We start from the raw sequence: 16,220 nt of genomic DNA on the forward strand, positions 1-16,220 counted from the left end.
TCCCTGTAGATGACTTAGGGTTGCGTTCAAATATTTTGGATTTCGGCATCGGGAGAATGCCTTGGTATCGGGTGCCCTAAATATATCGTTCGCATTTTGGGTTGTCAATCCTCCTCCTTCCACCGCGCCGTGAATTGTGACCGCAATCACCTTGCCGCTCCTTCAACAGCGTTATCCTTCGAAAGAGATGGACCAATGATAAAGAAATAATGGATGCAGGAGGTCGTAACGTGGAGAAACTCGAGGTTAATTTCGAAAAAATGTACTATGGTTTTCCGGTGATTCTAACCAGCTTTTACGATGAAAACGGGGTCGCGCATGTGACGCCGTCTTCGTCCTCTTATTCGCTCAAGGACATGGTTGTCCTGGGCTTCAACAGTAAGGGCTTTGCCGCACAGCATCTCAAGGCGGGCGCCGACTTCGTCGTTAACCTACCGGACCCTTCCCTGCAGGAGTCGGTCAGCTACTGCGGTTCGCGTTCCGGCTCGGAAGGCAGCAAGTTCGCCGCAGCCGGCCTAACGCCGGAGGCTTCGGAGCATGTTCATGCGCCTGTCGTCAAGGAATGTCCCATCTCGATCGCCTGCCGGGTCGTGGATGTTGTCGAAAGCGAGCATTTCCCGGGCTTGACCCATATCATGGGGCGAATCATCAGCCGCTCCGTAGCCAAGGAATATTTGAATGCGGAGGGACGCTTGCAGATCGGCAAGATCAATCCGATCATCTATGGCGGGGACGGGGTCAACAAGGGGTTCCGGTTTTTGCAGGAGAGCTGACAGCTATACTCCTTACAACATCTCCCTACACGAAAAAGCTGCTTCATCGCTATCAAAGCGACGAAGCAGCTTTTTGCTGTATTCACTCAACCAACCAACGGCGGAGCACATTCGCGTGATTATACTCCGGGTCCTTGGCGGCATACAGCAAAGTAACCGAGCGCTCGCGCGCGAGTTCGCGGATACGGTCGGCTAGCACGGCGCACTCCGGGCTGGTGTTCAGTTCCCGGACATAGCTTGTGCTGAAATCTGCATACCGTTCCATCCGGTGCGCGAATTGCTTACGCAGCTCCGGGCTCGGTGCGATCGCCTTCATCCACTCGTCGATCGCCGCATCCGCCTTGGTCATCCCGCGCGGCCATAAGCGATCGACCAAAATGCGGTACCCGTCGGCGGGGGCGGCAGGTTCGTAGATCCGTTTCACGCGGATCTGCGCTTCTTGCATCGTCCGGGGCGAGCCCGCTGCCGCAAACTGCCGCACCTCATCCGCCGTCGGCATGCCCGCCTGGGCGCCGAACTTCGTCACGGCCAGCGCGGAGGCCAGCGACGCAAAGCGTATCGCGGCCTCCAGGCCCTCCCCTTGGGCGAGCGCCGTCGCCAACGCGGCGTTGAAGCAGTCGCCGGCCCCGGTCGTGTCCACGACGGAGACGGCATGCCCCTTCACCGGGCGGACCTCCCCGGCCTCATCCAGATAGGCCGATCCGTCGGCTCCCAGCGTTGTCACGACCTGAGCCGCGCCCAAGTCCTTCAGCCGCCGCATCGCCGAGCGGAGGAAATCGCCGGTCGATATGCGGGTTGTCTTCGGCTCTATCCCGGCATACCGCCCGAGTTCGGTGTGGTTGGGCGTCATATAGTCGATATGGCCATAGAGTTCCTGCGGCAGTTCTCGGGCCGGGGCGGGGTTCAGGATGACCTGCTTGCCCAGCGATTTGGCGGTGCGAGCGGCGTAAAGCACCGTCTCCACCGGGATTTCCAGTTGGAGCAGCACGATATCGGCCTGCTTCAGCTTGTCCAGGTGCTGATCGATATCCGCGGGCGACACCCGGTCGTTAGCGCCGGGGACCACAACGATGCTGTTGTCCCCCTCGGCGACATAGATTGAAGCGACGCCTGTCGAAGCGTCGGGCAGCCGCTTAACGCCGCTGATATCAACGCCTTCCCGGCTCAGAGCAGCCCGTAACTCCTCGCCGAAGGCGTCCGCCCCGACCGCTCCGATCATCGAGGTGACCGCTCCTAAACGAGCGGCGGCAACCGCCTGGTTCGCGCCTTTCCCGCCCGGTATGAAGCGGACCCGTTCGCCGAGAAGGGTCTCCCCGATTTGCGGGATTAGCCGTGTCTCGACGACGATATCCATATTTAAACTGCCGATCACAGCTACATTAGGCGTTGACATGATCATCCGTCCTTAACTGAAGTAGTTTTTGCCTTCAAGTTTATGCCAGAACCGTCTTTTGAGCAAGCCGTTCCGCCGGCTAACAGCTCTAACGCGGATCAGCAACGCTATTGGTCGAAAAACAAGCCGTTTGGAAATGTAACGCTTGTGACAGAGCTTATATTGCTATTTCTCGGCGAAATATACGCAATTCCATCCTCATAAGCCTTCCGGCAAGCGTTAGATTCTCTCTCCCCCTTTTTTGGGCTTAATAAGCTCCCTGATAAGCGTTAGCGCACCAACGCCCAACGCCCGGCTCCATCCGCCGCAAAAAAGCCAGAGCCCCCGCATCCGAGATGCGATCGCTCTGGCCTTTAGTTCGACTTATTGCGTGACAGAAGCTTGAGATCCTTGCACCGCCGTACCTTCCTCGCCGCCTTCTTTGGCGGTCTGCGGAGTTGGCGCCTGGTTCGTTGACCGAAGCGGCAGCTCCCGCAAGAAGAAGACCAGCACGAAAGCCACGACCAGCACCAAGGTTCCTGTCAGGAACACGGTGGACAACGTATTGCCCAGCGCGTCGCGGATACCTTGGATCATCTGCGCGAACAGCGGCTGCGCATCCGCAGGCAAACTGGCTTGCGTCTGCTCTAACAGCGGCTTGTTCATCAAGGTTTGAGGATTGGCAAAAGCGGTCATCTGCTGCACCATCTGCGGATCCACCTTGCTCATGTCGGGCGCTGAGGACGACTGCAGCGCTTCTTTCAGGTTCTTCGTCAAATTGTTCGACATGACGGTACCCATGACGGCGATCCCGATCGTACCGCCAAGGTTACGGAACAACTGCGTCGAAGCGGTAACTACGCCAAGCTCTTTATGCGGCACGGCGTTTTGCGTAGCCAGCGAGAACACCGGCATCCCGACGCCTAGACCTAAACCGAACACGATCATACTGACGATGGCGACCGGTACACTGTGCATGAAGATCATAATGGCCATCCCTGCAATCATGATTGGAATGCCAAACAATGCAAATTGTTTGTATTTGCCCTTCTTGGCGATCATTTGGCCGGTGATGGCACTCGCGACAACCATGACGATCGACATTGGCATGGTGACATAGCCGGCATACGTTGGCGAAATGCCCAGCACGCCCTGCACGAAGAACGACAGGTAGATCAAGGCGCCCATCATTCCGAAGTTCATAATGAACCCGATAATATTCGAAATCGTCACAACATCATTCTTAAACAAGTGAAGCGGCAAAATCGGATTTTGTACCTTCGACTCGACGAACACGAAAATCAAAGCGGATACGACCGAGGCCACAAGCAAGCCGATAATCTCCGTCGAACCCCAAGCGTACGTCGTTCCCGCCCAAGAGAAGGCCAGCAGCATCGGTACGATCGTCGTTGTCATGAACAGCGAACCCAGATAGTCGATGCTTTGGGATTTGCCGCGTTCCATTTTCGGAAACAGCATCAGGATCATGACAAACGCTACGATACCAAGCGGCAAGAAAATCCAGAACAGCCAGTGCCAATCCATGTGATCGACGAGATACCCGCCCAAGGTTGGGCCAAGTACGCTGGAGAAGCCGAAAATGGCGGTCATCAGGCCCATCCATTTACCGCGCTCACGCGGCGGGAACAAGTCGCCGACGGCCGTAAAGGCGGTCGATTGGATGATACCGGCCCCGATCCCTTGAATCCCCCGGTAGGCAATGAACTGGAAGACGTCTGAGGACGTCCCGGTCATAAAGGCGCCTGCCATAAAGAGCAGGATCCCGATCAGCAAAAACGGCTTCCGCCCATACATGTCGGACAACTTGCCGACCAGAACGGTAGCGATCGTCGACGTCAACAAATAAATGTTGATCGTCCAGGTGTAATAGTCCATGCCGTCCAGAATCGAAATGATTCGCGGCATGGCGGTGCTCACGATCGTCTGGTTGATGGCTGCGAAGAACATCGCGGCCATGATGGCGATCATGATCGAAACTTTGCGTTTAAGTGATAAGTGTTCCATGTAGTTTCTCCATCTCCGTTATGATTTATTTTCTATATTTGCAAGCACTACGCCAAAGATTCGTCGCAAATGCTGTAAATCTTCCTCATGCAACTGATCAAAAATCCCCTCAAGCATTTCCTTCTGCCGTTCGGTAACCTGGCTGATGATTTCCCTGCCTTGATCCGTTATCGAAATATTGACAACCCGGCGGTCGTTCTCCCCGCGCTCCCGGTTGACGAAGCCTTCCGTGACCAGCCGGTCGGTGATTCCCGTGATCGCCGCCGAAGTAATTCCCAGCGCCTCCGCCAACTGTGATACGGTATGCGTTCCGGTAGCATTCAGCATGTGGAGCATTTTAAATTGCGGAAAACTGAGGTTAAAATCGCCGCCGCGTTTGTTCCACTCCTGAGTGATCACCTTAATCAGCGTTCGAAACATCGAAGTCACTTCGAACAGCTCTTCTCTTTTTACCAATGTCCTTTTCCCTCCTTCCTGCCTCGAGCCATTCGTTTATTTAACAATTTAATTAATTTACTGTTTAAATATTTTAGCGTTTAATAATATACTCCCTAATGAATCGCCCGTCAAGCCTTCCTCCCCACAAAAAATTTGACATGGAAAATATAGCCCCAAGTCCCTTAAGCTCACTGGAAAGTAATAAAAGGAGCCGTTCATCTGGCCGCGGCCGGTGAACAGCTCCTTTCTTATTTTTCTACCTATTCTTCTTCTTTGAATACCGGTTGGATCGACAACTCGAAATCAAATGACTTCTCGGCAAAACGGTAAGGCTCTGCCAACTGTGGTCCGCAGGAGCCAGACCCCGCGCCGCTCATCTGGTAATCAAGCGAAACGATTGTTTCGGGACGCCGCTTCAGCTCGTACGTATGTTTTGCCGCCGTTAGGTCCTCGGCCGTATAATGCAAAGCCTGGAATGAGAACGGCTGTGCCGCCGCGAATTTCAGCCCCATGCCTTGCACAGTGGATGCGATCGCCCAATCCGTCCCGTAACGGGAACCGGTCTCTTGCGGCATGACATAATTCTCGAACATGTCATCGACGGATAGCAGGTATTTTCCTTTGCGTACGCTCGCGCGTTTGTCAATGTAGCTCTCGTGCGGACCGTAGCCGTAATATTCGATCTCCTCGGTCCCCTCCGGCATCGTCAGCTCGAGACCGATGCGCGGAAGATAGGGAAGATTCTCTCGCACGTCGGCATGTACCGCCAGCTTGACTTCCCCCGTGGCCGCAACCGTCCAGACGGCACGACCGCGCAGGAACGGTTCGTAGCTGTAGCTGCCGAGCGAGAAGTCCACGTGAACTTCGACCGTAGCGTCCGGCTTCTGTTCCCAGCGGCTGGCGTATACCTTCATGGTTGCATGATGCAGCCCCGCCGCTTCCCATTCTCTTCGAATATACATGTCGTTATCCATCGGCGCCCGCCATAAGTTAAACCGGGCCGGACGGGAAAGCAGTGGAACGCCTTGCTTTGACAACTGCTGCGGCATGCCCTGCTTTAGGTCGAAGACGTGTTCGAAGTCAAATCCGGTGACGGCCAGAAGTCCGTCTTGTTCCACCGCTTTCATAAAGGCGGCGTGTTCCCCGATCAGCGCCTGAACTTGACGCAGCTCGGCGTTTGCCCCCGGCAGCTCAAATTGATAGAAGGCGATTTCGTAGCCTTCCTCCGCCCAAGGCGTATCGAGCTGCTGCCGAACCGAACAGGTCAAGACGAACGGTCCTGGCACATCCTGCGGTAGATCGTAAGAGAGAGACAATGTCTGTGTCTCACCCGGACCCGCGGTAAGCGAAGTCGAGCGTCCTTGCCGCAGCACTTCTCCCTCTCGCTCCAACTTCCAGTTGACCGTCAGGTGCGACAGACTGCTGAAGTCATAGCGGTTCAGAATGCGGAACCGGCCTTGCCCGGCATCTTCCGCCTCAATAAGAACCGGTGCAATCACCTGCTTCAATTCCAACAACCCCGTGTGCGGCTGGCGGTCCGGCGATACCAGCCCGTCGATGCAGAAGTTCCCATCGTTCGGCTGATCCCCGAAATCGCCCCCATAAGCGTAATAACGCTGTCCGTCCGGTGTCTCGGCGGCGATGCCATGATCGCACCACTCCCAAACGCAGCCGCCCATCAGCTTCGGATATTGATAAATGACGTTCCAGTAGTCTTGTAAATCACCGGGGCCGTTCCCCATCGCATGGCTATACTCGCATAGAAACAACGGTTTGGTGCTATTCTCATCCTGGGCATACCGCTCGATTTCCTTCACCGAAGGGTACATACGGCTGTCCAGATCAAGGCAGTCCGTGTTCGGATCGCCGTAATACCGGGCATCCGCGCCTTCATAATGCACCGGCCGGGACGCGTCGCGTGCTTTCGTCCACTCCGCCATGGCCATATGGTTGGCCCCATACCCGGATTCGTTGCCCATCGACCAGAGAATGACGGAGGCGTGATTCTTGTCCCGCTCAACCATGCGGACTGCACGTTCCACGAACGCATCCCGCCACTCCGGGTCCTTCGTCAGCTTGTGGAAGACTCCCTCTTCAAGTTTGCCGGTGCTGGTGACGCCATGGCACTCCAAGTCCGCTTCATCGACGACGTAAAACCCGTATTCATCGCATAAATCAAGAAATTTCGGATCGTTCGGATAATGTGAGGTGCGGATCGTATTCACGTTATGCCGCTTCATGAGCTTAAGATCCGTAATCATGTGATTCACCGGGATCGTCTGCCCCAGCTCCGGATGGGAATCGTGGCGGTTAACTCCCTTCAGCTTCACGGCACGGCCGTTGATGCGGAAGATGCCGTCTATGATCTCTACCTTTTTGAAACCGACGCGAAAACGCAGGACCTCTTGCCCCGCCGTCAGCAGCAGCTCATACAATCGAGGCTGCTCGGCGTTCCACAACTGCGGCTGCGGCACATCCAACTCGATGGCCCCTTTGCCGTCCATTTGCGCCTCCTGCCGTCCCACCAACTTTCCTGTCGGATCCCGTAATTCCGCTTGCACCGTCAGGCTGCCCGTCGTTTCGATCTCCGAGCGAAGCTTGCCCTCAGACAGATCAGCCGACAACTGCGGTTGGTTGAACACATCGCGGATATGCGTATTCTCCCGGGAGAGTAAATAGACATCGCGATAAATTCCGGAGAACCGCCAGACGTCCTGATCTTCTAAATACGTGCCGTCGCACCATTTCAACACCAGAACAGCGATGCGGTTGCGACCCGCCGCGACGAACGGCGAAAGGTCGAACTCCGCTGGAATCCGACTGCCTTGGCTGTAACCCACGAAACGGCCGTTCACCCACAAGTAGAAGCAGGCATTGACCCCTTCGAACACGATATGCGTCTCTTTCTTCGTCCACGCTTCCGGCAAATTGAAATCCCTGACATAGGTGCCTGCCGGGTTGTCATCCGGTACGAACGGAGGATCATAGGGGATGGGGTAATTCACGTTCGTATAATGCAGTTGATCGTAACCGTTGGTTTGCCAGCAGGAAGGCACGATCAAATTGTCCCAAGCGCTTACATTCGTTTCCGTTTCAAAAAAGCTTCCCTCTACCTCGTGAAGACTACGATGATAGCGGAATTTCCACATTCCGTTTAACGTTTGGTAATGCGGTGAGCGGCCTCGTTTTCCCGTCCGAGCCGTCTCGGCGTTTCTGTACGGAATAAAGGAGGCGCGGGCCGGCAGCCGGCCGATGTGCAGACACGATAAATTTTCCCATTCATAGTTCAGTTCCAACATGAGTCACACTCCCAAAACGATTTGCTCTCATTATAGAGGTGGGATATAATCGGGCGGAAGCCACAAATCGGACAATCCACTAGACAAAAAGGACAAAATGGAGGAAACGCCCATGGATCTTCTCCCGCTCAAAAGTAATTTAACCCCCTCCCACAACGAACTTTTGCCGCTGTCCGTATATACGGTCGGAACGGAAATCCAGCCGCCACTCACGCGGATGAAGGGATTTTCGGCGCACCAGCTATTCTTGACCCTATCCGGGGCAGGACAATTTCGTCGGCTGAACGTCGACAAGGACAAATGGGACATCCTTCATCCAGGGCAACTGCTCTTCATCCCCGCCGGCTGCGCCCATGAGTATATGCCTTACGGGGAACAGCCCTGGTTCGTCGGGTATGTCACGCTGCTGGAAAACTTCGGCGAAGTGTTAAGCCGATGGGGCTTTGGGAGTACGCCTCGGCTGCTGCAACTGTCGGATGTCTCCCTATTTACGGACCGACTGTTAGCCATCTGGCAACGATCCGGTAACGATCATGACCCTTGGCAAACGACCGAATTGCTGTATTCGCTGCTGCTGGCGATCCTTAAGGATACGTCGGGGCAAACAAGCTTACGGACCGATGCTGCCGTCCCACCGGTACAGCCGGTTGCACCTGCTGCCTCCTACCGGGCATCGGTCGTGGAGGTCGCGGTCCGCTTCCTGCACGACCACTTGAACCGGCCGATCACCATTGCCGGGTTGGCGGGCCATGTCGGCTATTCGCAAAAACAGTTGACCCGGTTGTTCCGGCAATCGATGGGATTAACGCCGCTGCAGTATCTCCATCAGATCCGGCTGAAAACGGCCCGGCATCTGCTGCTCGAGCATCCCGACATGACGATCCGCCAAGCGGCCGCCTATGTCGGCTTAGAGCCGGTTTATTTTGCCCGGCTATACAAACGTGAGTTCCGCCGCCTGCCATCGGAGGAGCTTCGCGAGGGGCGGTAGGTGGCCTCACCGGCCGGGAGTTGCCCCTACTGCGCGGAACGTACCAGATGCCTTGAGATGAATTCCGGCCAAGCAGCCCGCATTTCCGCGGTTTCCATATGACCGCCGCCGGTGATGACGGTCTGCCAATGGTCCGGCTTCCCGGCGGCCGCATAAGCTTCGCGCAAGCCTTGATCCAGCAGTTGCACCCCTTCGAACGGACATAACCGGTCGTTTCGACCGACGAGGCTCATGCGGGGACGGGGGACGATCAGCTTTTGAATCTCTAAAGTCGTAAAATGTTTCAGCAACCCAGGGACATAATAATAAAACCCGTGATGCTCCAAGCCGCGCCTAGCGACCAAGGTTTCTGCATCGACCTGCCCGCAGAGGTCGACCACGACGCCAACCCGCTCATCAAGCGCCGCCAGCCACCAAGACATCAGCCCCCCCATGGACATGCCCATCGTTCCGATTCGCGAAGCATCCACGTCGCTACGCGTGCACAAATAATCGATCAAGCGGTGGTTATCATAAAGCATCATGCCCCATAACGAGCGTCCGTTCCATAACATCTCCTTCACAAGCTCCCCCTCGGTTCTGCCGCTGCGTTCATTGAAGGCCCACATATCGATGCAGCAAACGGCGCAGCCCAATCCGGTCAACACCTTGGCAAATGAAGGCTCTTGAAGGTAAGCGCTGCTGCGAATCATCTCCTTGCGGCCGTTACCATAATTTCCTCCATGGGAATGGTTAAACACGATCAGCGGGAAAGGTCCCTCCCCTTCCACTGGCTTGGCAAAATACGCCGGTACAAGCTCCAGTCCGTTCAAATCCAGCAGCAACGTCTCCAGCATAACCCCGTCGAGCACCTCCTGCTTCAGCAAGCGGGCAGATACCGGTCGCTCGAAGGAGGGCAATTCCCCGAGCGCTTTCCACAATTTCGACCGCTGTTCCTTTACGCCCATTACAGCTCATCCCTCCGATCATTTTACTCCCGATTATAGCGCTTTCATCGCCCTGCAGGCAATTTATATTTTCACGTGTGCATAGCTTGTTTTCCTTGACTATTTGGAGAATTATGAATTAAAATGTAAACGTGAAAATAACCAGTGACTTCCTACGAAAGATGAGGTTCTATGATTACGATCAAAGACATTGCTCGCGTGGCCGGCGTGTCTCACACCACGGTGTCCCGGGCGCTGAACGGCAGCCCGCTGATTAAGCCGGAGACGCGGGACAAAATCGAAAAAATCGCCGCCGAAATGAACTATATCCCGAATGTCAGCGCCAAAAGTTTGGTGATGAAGAAGACGTACACGATCGGATTGTTTTTCTCAAGCATCGATCAAGGAACGTCCGCCAGCTTTCTCGTCGATGCGATCAAAGGCATACACCATTCGCTGGATGAGAACTACAGCTTAACCGTACACGGGATTGACGGCATCCGCCACTTAGAGGGCATTTCGCCGCACCGCTTCGACGGTATTCTGGTCATGAGCCAAAGCGATGCGGACAATGCGTTCATCTACCATGTCAAGAAGGCCGGAATTCCGCTTGTCGTCCTGAACCGCCATCTGGACGATCCCGGCATCGCCAACGTCGTGGCGAACGACCGCGAAGGCGTACGGGAGGCGATCGACTACGCGATCGGCCGCGGCCATCGCCGTTTGGCGATTATGGAAGGCAAAGCGGGCTTTCGATCGGCGGCCGAACGGAAGCAAGGTTTCCTGGAAAGCTTGCTCGCCCATGGCCTCTCCCTTCCCGCCGAGTATCAAACGGTCGGAGATTACAGCATCGACAGCGGATACCGGACGATGAATTCGCTGCTGGATCTGCCCGAACCGCCAACCCTGGTATTTTGTGCGAACGATGATATGGCGATCGGGGCCATGAACGCCTGCTTCGCTCGCGGGGTGAGCGTGCCGGATCAGGTGTCCTTGATCGGATTTGACGATATCGTATTCGCCAGCTATACGAATCCGGCCATGACGACGATCCGCAAACCGGTCGCCGATATCAGCGAGCTCGGCACCCGGAAGCTGATTGAGCTTATGAAGCCTCAGGGACCGGACCAAACGGATGCCGAACAACCGGGCGAGACGCTCTTCGTCCCAACGACGCTGATGATCCGACATTCGGTGGCCGGGATTTAAGCACTGCCGGTTGACGCCGAATTACAGTAGTTTTTCGAGAATTCGGCGCATTCGCGGCCCTTAGCTGCAACCCGGTTACATCTCTCTTTTATCTCATTTTGTTCACGTGTGCATACAATCCTAATAGAGGAGTCGAGGAGCCAATGGATACGCAGCTTCCGTTTTATCCGCTCTTATCCCGAACCTTATTCCCCGAATTGCCCGCCTACCCGGAACGAATGATTCAGTTCGGCGAAGGCAATTTCATGCGCGCCTTCACCGCCTGGCAGGTCCAGCAGATGAATCGGCAAGGACGTTTTCAAGGCAGCTTGGTGATGATCAAGCCGCAAGGAAGTCCGGTATCCGAACATTATGCCAAGCAAGATCATCTTTATACGGTGCTCATGAACGGAATCGCGGAGCAGCAAATCGTCCGCGAGCACGAGATCATTAGCTCCGTCAGCCGGTTGATCAGCCCGTACACCGAATATGAACAATTCCTCGCCCTGGCGGAGCAGGACTCTCTGGAATTCATCACCTCGAACACAACCGAGGCCGGCATCACCTACAACCCGGAAGACCGCTTAACGGATGCACCACAGCGCAGCTTCCCCGGCAAGCTGACCGCCCTGCTCTATCGCCGTTATCAGTTGGGGAAGGCGGGATTTACGATCATCCCTTGTGAGCTGATCGACCGCAATGGCGAGAAGCTGCGCCAAATCGTACTGCGTTACGCCGCGGAGTGGAATTTGGGCAACGGGTTCACGGAATGGCTCGAACGGGATAATACGTTTTGCTGCAGCCTCGTAGACCGCATCGTTCCTGGATTTCCGCAGGAAAAAGCGGATCATTGGGAGCGGGAGCTCGGCTATCGAGACCGCCTGATGGTAACCGCTGAACCATACCTGCTGTGGGTCATCGAAGGCCCGGATTGGCTGCCTGAACGGCTGCCGCTGGCCGAGGCGGGACTGAACGTTATTTTCACGGAAGATTTACGCCCGTACCGGGAGCAAAAGGTCCATCTGCTGAACGGCCCTCACACGGCGATGGCCGCTTTGGGCTTACTAGCCGGCCTGGAAACCGTCGAGGAAGTGATGAACGACGAGGATTTATCCGTATTTGTACGGGAGTTGATGGAAGAGGAGATTCTTCCGATGTTGGATTTGCCTAAGGCAGGGCTGCTGGCTTATGCCCAGGCCGTACGGGAACGATTCATGAACCCCTTCATCCGGCACGAGTTGGCTTCGATCTCGCTGAACAGCATCGCCAAATTCCAGACCCGGCTGCTGCCCGTTCTCCTGCGTTACCGGCGGGAACGCGGCGAGCTTCCGAAGCGGATCGCCCTTGCTTTTGCCGCGTTGTTAGTCGGCTACCGGGGCGACCGGCTGGAGCGGAAGGACAGCCCCGACGTGCTTGCGCTCTTCGATCAGGCCTGGGCACAGCCCGCAGTAGTGATTCCGACCCTTTTACGGGATGTCCAGTTATGGGGCGAGGATTTGTCCGACGTACCCGAGCTTGCCGCGTCCCTGGAGCAATATGTCCGAAAGCTGGACGCGTTTGGTGCCCGAGCCACGTTACAATGGATAGGAGGCGGCAGCCCATGCGGCGATTAATGAGAATGAATTCGCGCGACAATGTCGCGGTAGCCTTACGGCCCATCGAAGCTGGCGAGGGGATCCAGTGGGACGATCTGATCGTTGAAGCCAAGCAAGACATTCCTCAAGGTCACAAAATCGCGCTACACGATATCCCCGCCGGTTCGGCTGTCACCAAATACGGCTACCCCATCGGTCATGCCGTAACAGCGATCGCTCGAGGCGAATGGGTGCATATGCATAATGTGAAAACGAATCTGGCCGGCGAGGAGCAGTACGAATATCAACCCGACTTGCATCCCGTGATTTACCCGAAACGCCCGCTGACGTTTCAAGGGTATCGCCGGGCTAACGGGAAAACAGGCATTCGGAATGATCTGTACATTGTGCCGACCGTCGGCTGCGTAAACGGGATAGCCGAGCAGATGATCGGCGCTTTTAAAGCGGAGCATCCGGACCTCGGTCCCTTCGACAATATCACCGTGCTCAAGCACCCCTACGGCTGCTCGCAGCTAGGCGAAGACCACCTCATGACGCGCAGCATTCTCGCAGACGCCGTACTGCATCCCAATGCGGGCGGCGTGCTGGTGTTCGGCCTAGGCTGCGAGAACAACATCGTTGCCGAGTTCCGCCAGCGCCTGGGCGATTACGACGAGCAACGCGTCAAATTCCTCGTCGCCCAGGAGGTCGAAGACGAGCTGGAGGCGGGGCTGGCGCTGCTCGACGAACTGGTCGAGGCGGCCCAGAACGACCGCCGGGAGCCGGTGCCGCTCAGTGAGCTGAACGTTGGGCTGAAGTGCGGCGGCTCCGACGGTTTTTCCGGAATTACGGCGAATCCGCTGCTCGGTGCTTTCTCCGATTTCCTCATTTCCCAAGGTGGCTCTACCATCCTGACCGAGGTGCCCGAAATGTTTGGGGCCGAACAGATGCTGATGGCCCGCGCCGAGAGCCAAGCGGTATTTGAACAAATCGTCGGCCTCATTAATGATTTTAAGCGATACTTCTTATCCTACGGCGAACCTGTCTATGAAAATCCATCGCCGGGCAACAAGGCTGGCGGCATCAGCACACTGGAGGACAAATCGCTGGGCTGCACGCAAAAAGCCGGGACTGCCCCGGTGGTCGACGTGCTGAAATACGGCGAGAAGCTGCGCAAGAAGGGGCTAAGCCTCCTGCAAGCGCCGGGCAACGACCTGGTGGCCTCCTCTGCGCTAGCCGCCGCCGACTGTCAGTTGGTCCTCTTTACGACCGGTCGCGGTACCCCGTTCGGCAGCTTCGTCCCCACGGTAAAAGTCGCCACGAACAATGAGCTGTTCAACCGCAAGCAGCATTGGATGGACTTCAACGCGGGCACCTTGCTGGATACGCCAATGGAGGATGTGCTGGAGAAGTTTATCGCTTATGTTATCGCGGTGGCGAGCGGGCAGAAAACTCGGAACGAACAGAACGAAGTACGTGAGTTGGCGATTTTCAAAACCGGGGTTACGTTATAAGAGTCAGAGCCATACAAAAAGCCAGAGTCACCGTTTTCGGTCAGACTCTGGCTTTTTGGGAATCATGTATGTCAGATGCAGGCCGTATTTATTGAAGGCACGGACTCAAGGAATGTTATCGTAAATCAACCCGTTAGCAAAGCCAACCTGTCTATTTGTTGGTATAACCGCTCCGCCTCGTCCGCCAAGTTAGGCTGATTCAGCCGGATCGACATGGCAAGCAACCGGTCGGCTTTCTGTTTGAGCCGCTTGATCTCCATCATAACCACTTCTTGATCCATCCCCGGATAACGTTTCACGAGCGTTACTCCTTTCACCACATTTACTAAAAACATCCATTCGTCTTCCTCCAATTTACTTCATTTTGCAGTAGTGGCCATTTCCTGGAGTTTTGAAATAGGGACAATTTTTCTGCAAGCTTGATCTAGATCAAGAATAAGCCGACCGGTTGATGTTAACATAAGAGACAGGAAGACAATGATATCAACGATCATGATCCAAAAACCCATTCAATGAACCGGCCCGCTGACCGGTCAAGGAGGAACTATTCATGGAAAAGCTGGCATTAACCAACCTTCAAGACTACCAACCCGAGAAATTCACCAAACGCATTGCCTTCAAGAAAGGCGAAAGCGTCGTATTCGTGCTGAACTTTATGCCGGGGCAAGAGCTGCCAACCCACACGCATCCGAATACCGACGTGTTTATTCTTGCCCTGCAAGGTAGCGGAGCGATCACGGTGGACGGAGAAACCTCACCGCTGGGACAAGGCGAAGTATTGCATCTGGAAGGAGCCGAGTCTTTCTCCTACCGTAATGACGGAACCGAACCCGCTAGCCTGTACGTCATTCTAACGAAAGTTCCTTCGGCGGAATACGCGCAGAACATTTAACGCCAACTCCGGCTCATGCTAAGGGTTCGTCCCAGTAGAAAGTGAATCCGATAGGTGACTTTCTCTTGATAAATCATCGGCCAGGTGGGAACCCACCTGGCCGATGATTTGATTCAAGCAAGGTCAACTTCTACAATACGACCGAGCGTTTTTCTTGTACTGATCGGTAGGCAGCCTCCATAAGCCGGGTTAATTCCACGGCCGCACGGATATTTCCCTCCGCCGACGTACCATCTTGGATATGCCTAATCCACTGCGCAAACGCGCCTACCCGGTTGGCTGGAATCTCCAGCTCATGCCATTGTCCAGCGTATTCCTCGCCTTTCGCACCGGTCCGCAGCAGCAGCTTCGACTCCGGCGTTCCGTACAGCAAGCTGCCCTCGGTTCCGTGAACCTCGATCGTAAATGGGGAAAACGGATTCACAAATCCCGCCTCGGCGATCCCCACGGCCCCTGATGCCGTGCTTAATGTCATCACGGCGTTATCTTCTACCCGCTTGTCCATTACATACCCGAACTGCGCCGTAACCTCGACGGGGTCTTCTCCCAGAAACAGGCGAGTCAAATATACCGGGTGGCAGCCCAGGTCAATCAAAGCCCCACCGCCGCAATCCACCGGGTCATAGAAATGCTCCGGCAGCCATCCCGCTATCGCGCCATTGTGAGATAGTCGTACGCGAACCTGAGTGACACGTCCGAGCAGCCCTTCCTGCAACGCCTCCGAAATCGCCAATGTGTACCCGTCATTCAGTCGGGGCAAGGACACCGCCAACTTGACATTGTTTTGCTGCACCGCGTCCAGGATCTCCTGAACCTCTTGCAGATTAGGAGCCAACACTTTTTCCGTAAAGATATGCTTGCCTGCACGGGCCGCCTGCACCATCACGTCCCGATGCAATCGGGTCGGTGCATCCACGATGACCGCTTCGATGCCGCTGTCCAGCATTTCCGTCAATGAAGCGTAATACGGAACGCCCAGCTTCTCGGCCTGCTCCTGACCCCGTTCCGGGTTCTCGTCCCATACCGCCGTGATCTCGGTGTCGGGATGCGCCAAGGCCTCCTTCGTATAATCCCATGCATGCACATGCCAATAACTGATCATGCCAATCCGAATCGCTGCCATTCGCCATTCCTCCTCGGAATAAATGTCCAATTGATTCCTTCTTAATGTAACACAACCCCGGGCAAAAAACAGACCGAAGGCTGGACCACTCCGCCCCGGTCTGTTTGT

The 16,220-nt window shown here is 55.5% G+C and carries 13 protein-coding genes; 6 read left to right on the plus strand and 7 right to left on the minus strand.

The window, feature by feature from the left end; genetic code table 11:
- The first annotated feature begins 230 nt into the window (after positions 1-230).
- Positions 231-773, plus strand: coding sequence for a flavin reductase family protein (locus MKZ15_RS17095; protein WP_213622738.1), 543 nt, complete (start codon positions 231-233; stop codon positions 771-773).
- An 82-nt stretch (positions 774-855) separates the two neighbouring features.
- Here the strand turns inward: MKZ15_RS17095 and rbsK are convergent, their stop codons facing one another.
- The 4 genes from rbsK to MKZ15_RS17115 form a co-directional block, all read right to left on the minus strand.
- Entirely contained in the window at positions 856-2,166 is a 1,311-nt protein-coding gene (gene rbsK, locus MKZ15_RS17100; RefSeq protein ID WP_213622739.1) for a ribokinase, read from the minus strand.
- A gap of 363 nt (positions 2,167-2,529) precedes the next feature.
- Complete coding sequence (locus tag MKZ15_RS17105) at positions 2,530-4,170, minus strand: MDR family MFS transporter (protein ID WP_193416521.1); 1,641 nt, start codon at positions 4,168-4,170, stop codon at positions 2,530-2,532.
- Positions 4,171-4,188: 18 nt separating this feature from the next.
- The gene (locus MKZ15_RS17110; RefSeq protein WP_155605757.1) at positions 4,189-4,626 is read right to left on the minus strand and encodes a MarR family transcriptional regulator; all 438 of its coding nucleotides are present in this window, start codon (positions 4,624-4,626) and stop codon (positions 4,189-4,191) included.
- 242 nt (positions 4,627-4,868) lie between these two features.
- The gene (locus MKZ15_RS17115; protein ID WP_339817093.1) at positions 4,869-7,907 is read right to left on the minus strand and encodes a glycoside hydrolase family 2 TIM barrel-domain containing protein; all 3,039 of its coding nucleotides are present in this window, start codon (positions 7,905-7,907) and stop codon (positions 4,869-4,871) included.
- A gap of 112 nt (positions 7,908-8,019) precedes the next feature.
- Here MKZ15_RS17115 and MKZ15_RS17120 point away from each other — a divergent pair, with 112 nt between their 5' ends.
- Positions 8,020-8,895 (plus strand): AraC family transcriptional regulator, encoded by an 876-nt coding sequence (locus MKZ15_RS17120; protein ID WP_155605759.1) that lies wholly within the window; start codon positions 8,020-8,022, stop codon positions 8,893-8,895.
- Between the two features lie 26 nt (positions 8,896-8,921).
- Here MKZ15_RS17120 and MKZ15_RS17125 read toward each other — a convergent pair whose 3' ends face one another.
- Positions 8,922-9,842, minus strand: coding sequence for a dienelactone hydrolase family protein (locus MKZ15_RS17125; protein ID WP_213622741.1), 921 nt, complete (start codon positions 9,840-9,842; stop codon positions 8,922-8,924).
- Between the two features lie 171 nt (positions 9,843-10,013).
- Between MKZ15_RS17125 and MKZ15_RS17130 the strand changes: the two genes are divergently transcribed.
- The 3 genes from MKZ15_RS17130 to MKZ15_RS17140 all read left to right on the plus strand — a co-directional run bounded on the left by MKZ15_RS17130 (position 10,014) and on the right by MKZ15_RS17140 (position 14,097).
- Entirely contained in the window at positions 10,014-11,030 is a 1,017-nt protein-coding gene (locus MKZ15_RS17130; RefSeq protein ID WP_339817095.1) for a LacI family DNA-binding transcriptional regulator, read from the plus strand.
- Positions 11,031-11,173: 143 nt separating this feature from the next.
- On the plus strand, positions 11,174-12,622 hold the full coding sequence (locus MKZ15_RS17135) for a tagaturonate reductase (RefSeq protein ID WP_339817097.1): 1,449 nt from the start codon (positions 11,174-11,176) through the stop codon (positions 12,620-12,622).
- Positions 12,610-14,097, plus strand: coding sequence for an altronate dehydratase family protein (locus tag MKZ15_RS17140; RefSeq protein WP_155605763.1), 1,488 nt, complete (start codon positions 12,610-12,612; stop codon positions 14,095-14,097). The genes MKZ15_RS17135 and MKZ15_RS17140 overlap by 13 nt, the downstream gene beginning before the upstream one ends.
- Before the next feature lie 125 nt (positions 14,098-14,222).
- Here MKZ15_RS17140 and MKZ15_RS17145 read toward each other — a convergent pair whose 3' ends face one another.
- Entirely contained in the window at positions 14,223-14,432 is a 210-nt protein-coding gene (locus MKZ15_RS17145) for a hypothetical protein (protein WP_155605769.1), read from the minus strand.
- Between the two features lie 215 nt (positions 14,433-14,647).
- On the opposite strand from MKZ15_RS17145, the gene MKZ15_RS17150 reads away from it, so the two are divergent.
- Positions 14,648-14,989, plus strand: a complete 342-nt coding sequence (locus MKZ15_RS17150; protein WP_155605770.1) for a cupin domain-containing protein — start codon at positions 14,648-14,650, stop codon at positions 14,987-14,989.
- Between the two features lie 130 nt (positions 14,990-15,119).
- Here the strand turns inward: MKZ15_RS17150 and MKZ15_RS17155 are convergent, their stop codons facing one another.
- Positions 15,120-16,112, minus strand: a complete 993-nt coding sequence (locus MKZ15_RS17155; RefSeq protein WP_339817098.1) for a Gfo/Idh/MocA family oxidoreductase — start codon at positions 16,110-16,112, stop codon at positions 15,120-15,122.
- Positions 16,113-16,220: the final 108 nt, after the last annotated feature.

Source organism: Paenibacillus sp. FSL R7-0216, from assembly GCF_037969915.1.
Taxonomy (GTDB): domain Bacteria; phylum Bacillota; class Bacilli; order Paenibacillales; family Paenibacillaceae; genus Fontibacillus; species Fontibacillus rhizolycopersici.